General features: G+C 66.4%; 4 protein-coding genes and 2 pseudogenes. 5 read left to right on the top strand and 1 reads right to left on the bottom strand.

The genetic code is table 11. The features are described from left to right. Window positions 1–328 (top strand): annotated as a pseudogene (locus tag WBH99_RS07220) (hypothetical protein); the annotation flags it as partial. 62 nt (window positions 329–390) lie between these two features. Beyond that, window positions 391–1,713, top strand: a complete 1,323-nt coding sequence (locus tag WBH99_RS07215) for a zinc ribbon domain-containing protein (RefSeq protein ID WP_424219435.1) — start codon at window positions 391–393, stop codon at window positions 1,711–1,713. 6 nt (window positions 1,714–1,719) lie between these two features. On the opposite strand, the gene WBH99_RS07210 is transcribed toward WBH99_RS07215, so the two are convergent. Continuing rightward, the gene (locus tag WBH99_RS07210) at window positions 1,720–2,289 is read right to left on the bottom strand and encodes a 5-formyltetrahydrofolate cyclo-ligase (protein WP_424219434.1); all 570 of its coding nucleotides are present in this window, start codon (window positions 2,287–2,289) and stop codon (window positions 1,720–1,722) included. 40 nt (window positions 2,290–2,329) lie between these two features. Between WBH99_RS07210 and WBH99_RS07205 the strand changes: the two genes are divergently transcribed. The 3 genes and pseudogenes from WBH99_RS07205 to cca all read left to right on the top strand — a co-directional run. Next, complete coding sequence (locus WBH99_RS07205) at window positions 2,330–4,273, top strand: transglycosylase SLT domain-containing protein (protein WP_424219433.1); 1,944 nt, start codon at window positions 2,330–2,332, stop codon at window positions 4,271–4,273. A gap of 43 nt (window positions 4,274–4,316) precedes the next feature. Beyond that, window positions 4,317–5,279, top strand: a complete 963-nt coding sequence (locus tag WBH99_RS07200; protein ID WP_424219432.1) for a complex I NDUFA9 subunit family protein — start codon at window positions 4,317–4,319, stop codon at window positions 5,277–5,279. A gap of 85 nt (window positions 5,280–5,364) precedes the next feature. Next, window positions 5,365–6,085: pseudogene (gene cca, locus WBH99_RS07195) on the top strand (multifunctional CCA addition/repair protein); the annotation flags it as partial.

The following is a 6,085-nucleotide window of genomic DNA, read 5'->3' as shown; positions in this document are numbered from 1 at the left end:
CCCCAGAGCCGAAGCCCCCAGAACCGAAGCCCCCAGAACCGAAGCCCCCAGAACCGAAACTCCCAGGCCGCGTCCCGAAGCCCGGCCCAAGTCCCGACCCGAGACCCGACCCGCCGCCCGGCCCGTGCCGGATGAAAAGGAAAGGATGCCAGTACGGGAATCGAGCCCACCAGTTCCTCCCGCTGCCCCAGCCGAGTCCGGCTGGGTGCAGCAGTTGCGCGGGGAACTGGATCGCTGCAAGGCCAACATTTTCTGCCGCGAGCAAGCGCGCTGGAAATATTGCGACGGGCACTGGAATAGCGTGCCCGAGTGCAAGCTGAACAACTGAGCAAGCAAACCACCCGCAAGCAAACCACCATTACTCGAACCATTACTTCAACAGGGGGAAGCATGAATTCACAAGGCATTTCACACGTCATGACAAGCGAGCAGGGCACCCGGTATTCCGACCTGCTGAGGGTTACGGAGGCGCTGCGCAACTGGAAGGCGCTGGGCGTTTTGATCGGCACCGGGCTGGCGGCGGGACTGCTGGTCTTTCTGGGCGGGGTGATCGGCGCACAGATGGGGGGGTTCTTCATTCCCGCCCTGTTTTCCTTCCTGGCACTGCTGATAATCCCCGTCGGAATTTCGGCAGCGGGGCTCATGCTCATGGATCAGGCCCAGGGTCTGCCCAGCCGCCCCCTCGCCGTGACCTTGCTGGACGGAGTCTTCGCGGCCCTCAAGGTGCTGGCCGTGACCCTGATCGGCGCCCTGGTGGTGCTGGCCTTCTACATCGCCACGGCCCTGGTGCTGTTCCTTTGCAAGATTCCGGGCCTGGGCCCCGTGCTCTATGCCCTTGCCTTTCCGGTGCTGGTGGTGGTGGCCGGGATGCTCTTCTTCAGCCTCAATGTTGCCCTGTCCATGGTCGGCCCGGCCATCTGGAGCGGGGCCGGCATCAAGAGCGCCGTGGCCATGCTCTGGCAGATCGCCACGCATCGCATGGTGGAACTGCTGATCAGCCTGTTCCTGCTCGGCCTTCTGCTGGGTCTGGCAGGCGCCGTGCTGGGGAGCATCCTGGGCGTCGGCTACTTTTCGGTGCTGGGGCTGTCCCTGCCCATCCTTGGCAATGGGATGATGGCTTCTTTGGGCGGCTTCTTCGGGGGGTTTGGAGGTTTTGGGGGGGTTGGAGGGTTCGGCGGGTTTGGCGGCTACGGTGGCCAGGATGGCATGGGTTACATGCAGGCCGCCGGCTTTGGTTCGCTGGTGATCCTGGCCCTGGTCATGGGCGCCCTGTCGACCATGACCTTGATGGGAAGCATCCTGATCTACCTGCGCGTGGCCGCCGATCTCGACCCCAGCGAGGCCGAGCGCCTGATCGGGGAGCGGCTCGACGAAGCCAAGCGCAAGGCCCAGGCGCTCAAGGAAGAATCCCAACGCCGGGCCGAGGAAGCCCAAAAGCGGCTGCGCCAGCAGCAGGAAGCGGCCCAGCAGGCCAGGGCCGAAGCGGAAGCCCGTGCCAGGGCGGCCGAAGCGGCTGAAGCGGCCCGCAAGGCGCCTGTCGTCGAACCTGTGGTCGAACCTGTGGTCGAACCTGTGGTCGAACCTGTCGCCGAACCGGTGCCCGAACCCGGGGCGGCCGGGGCAAACCTGGCCCGGCAGTGTCCGCAATGCAAGGCAGCGATCGAGCCGGGAGACCGGTTCTGCGGGGAATGCGGCTACAGGCTGCCCAGCTGAGCAGGTTTAGCAAGGCCGGAAGCAGCCGGCCTCGGTGGCGATCCAGTCAAGCGGCTGGTCGTGGGTTTCTGGCTGGATGCTGTCTACCCGGTTGAGTTCGAAACCGACGCCGATGGCAAGCGGCCGGGGGTCGAGGCTGGCCAGGGTGCGGTCGAAGAAGCCGCCGCCGTAGCCCAGCCGGTAGCCCGCGGCATCGAAGGCATTGAGCGGCAGGAGCAGCACATCCGGCTGCACCCAGGAACCCTCGGCAGGGGTGGGAATGCCGTAGCGGTCGGGCTCCAGCCGGGTGTCCGGCGTCCAGGCGCGAAAGGCCAGGGGCTGGGCCGGGGCGGTGACCACCGGCAGGGCCGCCAGGCTACCCTGTTGCTGCCAGGCGGCCAGGGCGGCGCGGACATCGGGCTCGTGATGGATGGGCCAGCAAAAGGCGATGCATCGCCCCGGCGGCTGGGGGAGGACCTTCAGCAAGTGCCGGACGATTGCGGCTGACCAGGCGCTTACCGTGCTGGCGGGCAGCTGCTTGCGGGCCGCTATCATGGCTTTGCGCAAATGATCCCGGTGGAGGGGCGGGGAGCTCATGGTATGCTCAGAAGCAGTATTCATCCGCCGAATCTATCACATGAAGTTGCGCACTATCTTGACCTCCCTTGGCCTCATTGGCTGTCTGATGACGCCGCTCCAGGCCCAGGAAGCGCCGGGCGACATCCAGTACATCGCCGCCCGGGAGGCCTTCCGGGTCGGCAATCGCCCCCGTCTGGAAGCTCTGGCGGCCGAACTGCGGGGCCACCCCCTCGCCGATTATGTCGATTACTACCTGCTGCGCCAGGGAATCGAACAGCAGGACCCCGCCGCCATTCAAGCCTTCATCAGCCGTCAGGAAGGCAATTACCTGGGGGAACGGCTGCGCGCCGACTGGCTCCGGGTGCTGGCCCGGCAGGAAGACTGGCAAGGGCTGCTGCAGCACTACCGCCAGCTCAAGTCACCCAACCAGGAGGCGCGCTGCCTGGGCATCCAGGCCCGCTTGCAGTTGCGCGATGCAGCCGCCCTGGCAGAGGGGGAAAACCTGTGGCTGACCCTGCATGAGGTGCCCGAGGCTTGTCGTCCGGTGATGGCCCTGCTGGCCGAGCGGGCCAGCGTCGATCAAATCTGGGCCCGGGTGCGCTTGCTGGTCGAAGTCAACAAGCTGGCTCCCGCCCGCCAGGTGCTCGCCGCCTTGCCCCCGGGGCAGCAGCCGGACCCCAAGCAACTGGAATCGATGCTGGACAAGGCCGCCGCCTGGCTGGCCCGCCTTTTGCCCGCCAGTCTCAAGGACCGCACCGGCCGGGAACTGGTGGCCCTGGCCATCCAGCGCCTGGCCCGCAATGACCCGGTCTTTGCCGCCGAGCAACTAGAACGCTGGAGCCCGTATCTGGGTGAGCAGGAACAGGCCTGGGCCTGGGGCCAGATCGGCCTGCAGGGGGCGCGGCGCCACATGGCGGCGGCGGTGGAGTGGTACCGGCGCAGCCAGCCGGAGCTGCTCTCCGACGAGGGGCGGGAGTGGCAGGTGCGGGCGTCCCTGCGCCACCGCGACTGGGGCGGGGTGCGCCGCAGCATCGAGTCCATGCCGGCCCGCCTGCAGGACAAGCCGGAATGGATTTACTGGCTGGGCCGCGCCTACCTGGCCGGCGGTCAGCAGAGCCAGGCCCGGCAGTTGTTCGAGCGGATTGCCGGACAGCCCAGTTTCTACGGCAACCTCGCCGATGAGGAATTGGGGCGCCGCATCAGCATTCCGCCCCGGGCTCAGCCACCGACCGACGCGGAACTGGACGAGGCCCGCGCCCATCCCGGCCTGATCCGGGCCCTGGCTTTCTTTCGCCTGAACATGCGCAACGATGCCATCCGCGAGTGGAACTGGAGCATACGCGACATGGATGACCGGCAACTGCTCGCGGCCGCCGAGCTGGCCCGGCGCAACCAGATCTACGACCGGGCCATCAACACGGCGGACCGGACCCGCAACCAGCATGACTACAATCTGCGCTTTTTGGCGCCCTTCAATGACCAGGTCCGCCCGGCGGCGCAGCAACAATCCCTGGATGAAGCCTGGGTGTATGGCCTGATGCGCCAGGAAAGCCGCTTCGTCAGCCAGGCCAATTCCTCCGCCGGGGCCTCCGGCCTGATGCAGTTGATGCCGGCCACCGCGAAGTGGGTCGCAAAGAAGATCGGCCTCAAGGATTACGACCACCGCCAGGTGAAGGCTCCGGAGACCAACCTGCTGCTCGGCACCTCCTACCTGCGCATGATGATGGAGGACCTCGACAATCACCCGGTGCTGGCCTCGGCCGCCTACAACGCCGGGCCGCTCCCGGCGCGCAAGTGGCGCGGCGCAGAAGCCATGGAAGGCGCCATCTATGCCGAGACCATCCCTTATTCCGAAACCCGGGATTATGTCAAGAAGGTCATGAGCAACGCCGTCTATTACTCGGTGCTGTTCAACGGCCAGCCCGCTTCCCTGCGGGCCCGTCTCGGCATGGTGCCCGGCCGGCCGGCCGGCGATCCGCCCAAGACGGCGGATTTGCCTTAAAATCCGGGCCTTGCCCAAGTCAACCTATCTGCACGGGATCGCCATGGAACAGAAGAAAGTCTTGCTGCTAGGAGGCAGCGGTTTTGTCGGTACCTATATCGCCAACCGTCTCTCCGAACAGGGTGCCAAACTCACCATCCCCACCCGCCACCGGGATCGCAACAAGAATCTGATCATGCTGCCCGGGGTGGACATGCCCGCGGCCGACATCAACGATCCCGCCCAGCTCGAAGCGCTGGTGCGTGGCCAGGATGCGGTGATCAACCTGGTCGGCATCCTGCACAGCCGCGATGTGAAGCTGCCTTACAGCAGGGATTTCGAGCAGGCCCATGTGACCCTGCCCAAGCAGATCGTCGCCACCATGAAGGCCACCGGCGTGCGCCGCCTGGTGCACATGAGCGCCCTCAAGGCCGACGTCAATGGCCCCTCCGAATACCTGCGTTCCAAGGGCGAAGGCGAGAAGATCGTCCTGGCTGCCCAGGGCGAGCTGGACGTGACGGTATTTTGTCCTTCGGTCATCTTCGGCCAGGGCGACTCCTTCCTGAACCTGTTCGCCAGACTCCTCAAGTCCTTCCCCATATTTCCCCTGGGCATGAGCCAGGCCCGCTTCCAGCCCGTCTGGGTGGCCGATGTGGCCGATGCCGTCGTGGACTGTCTGGACAATCCTGACACCTTCGGCCAGGTCTATGAACTGGTGGGACCGCGGACTTACAGCCTGCAGGAATTGGTGCAGTACGTCGCCAGGCTGTGCAAGTGCCGCACCCGCATCCTGCCCATTTCCGAGGGCTGGGCCTACCTGCTTGCCGGCCTGCTGTGGCTGTCTCCCAGGCCCTCGATGTCTCCGGACAACCTGCGCTCCCTGCAGGTGGACAATGTCGCCGACGGCTCCGGCCAGACCCCTCCGGGCTGGCGGCCCACCGCCCTGGAAGCCATTGCGCCCACCTACATCGCGGGCGACAGCCCGAAGCAGCGCCTGGACCGCTACCGCTGGTACGCCGGCCGCTGATCTGGCGCTTACTGCACAACGCCTTGCCCCGTGACATGCCCCGTGACCGTACGGCAAGGCGTTTTGCCAGCGAGGGAAGCTGAAGATGCAGATTTATGTCGTCGGCGGCGCCATCCGCGATGAACTCCTGGGCCGACCGGTGTCCGACCGGGACCATGTGGTGGTAGGCGCCACGCCGGACGAAATGCTGGCGGCCGGCTTCCGGCCCGTGGGCAAGGATTTTCCCGTCTTCCTGCACCCCGAGACCCAGGAGGAATACGCCCTGGCCCGCACGGAACGTAAAAGCGGGCACGGCTACCACGGCTTTACCTTTCACGCTTCCCCCGAGGTCAGCCTGGAAGAGGACCTGGCCCGGCGCGACCTGACCATCAACGCCATGGCCCGGGGCGAAGACGGCGTGCTGATCGATCCCTTCAACGGCCGTGCCGACCTGGATGCCCGGGTGCTGCGCCATGTAGGCCCCGCCTTCATCGAAGATCCGGTGCGCATCCTGCGCCTGGCCCGTTTTGCCGCCCGTTTCGGCGATTTCAGCGTCGCCCCCGAGACCCTCTTTCTGATGCGCCGCATGGTGGCAGAGGGGGAGGTGGATCATCTGGTCGCCGAGCGGGTCTGGCAGGAACTGGCCCGGGGGCTGATGGAGGCCCATCCCCAGCGCATGATCGAAGTGCTGCGCGACTGCGGCGCCCTGGCGCGGCTGCTGCCCGAGCTGGAGGCCCTGTTCGGCGTGCCGCAGCGGCCCGAATACCACCCCGAGGTGGATACGGGGGCTCACCTGCTGCTGGTGCTGCAGGCGGCGGCGGCCATGG

The sequence above is a fragment of the Azovibrio sp. genome (assembly GCF_049658005.1).
In the GTDB taxonomy this organism is placed as follows: Bacteria; Pseudomonadota; Gammaproteobacteria; order Burkholderiales; family Rhodocyclaceae; genus Azovibrio.
This window is presented reverse-complemented; position numbering and strand designations above follow the sequence as displayed.

Bases quoted from the DNA above. Each gene is read 5' to 3' on its own strand.
- WBH99_RS07210 (WP_424219434.1), bottom strand. From the start codon at position 2,289: ATGAGCTCCCCGCCCCTCCACCGGGATCATTTGCGCAAAGCCATGATA.
- WBH99_RS07215 (WP_424219435.1), top strand. From the start codon at position 391: ATGAATTCACAAGGCATTTCACACGTCATGACAAGCGAGCAGGGCACC.
- WBH99_RS07205 (WP_424219433.1), top strand. From the start codon at position 2,330: ATGAAGTTGCGCACTATCTTGACCTCCCTTGGCCTCATTGGCTGTCTG.
- WBH99_RS07200 (WP_424219432.1), top strand. From the start codon at position 4,317: ATGGAACAGAAGAAAGTCTTGCTGCTAGGAGGCAGCGGTTTTGTCGGT.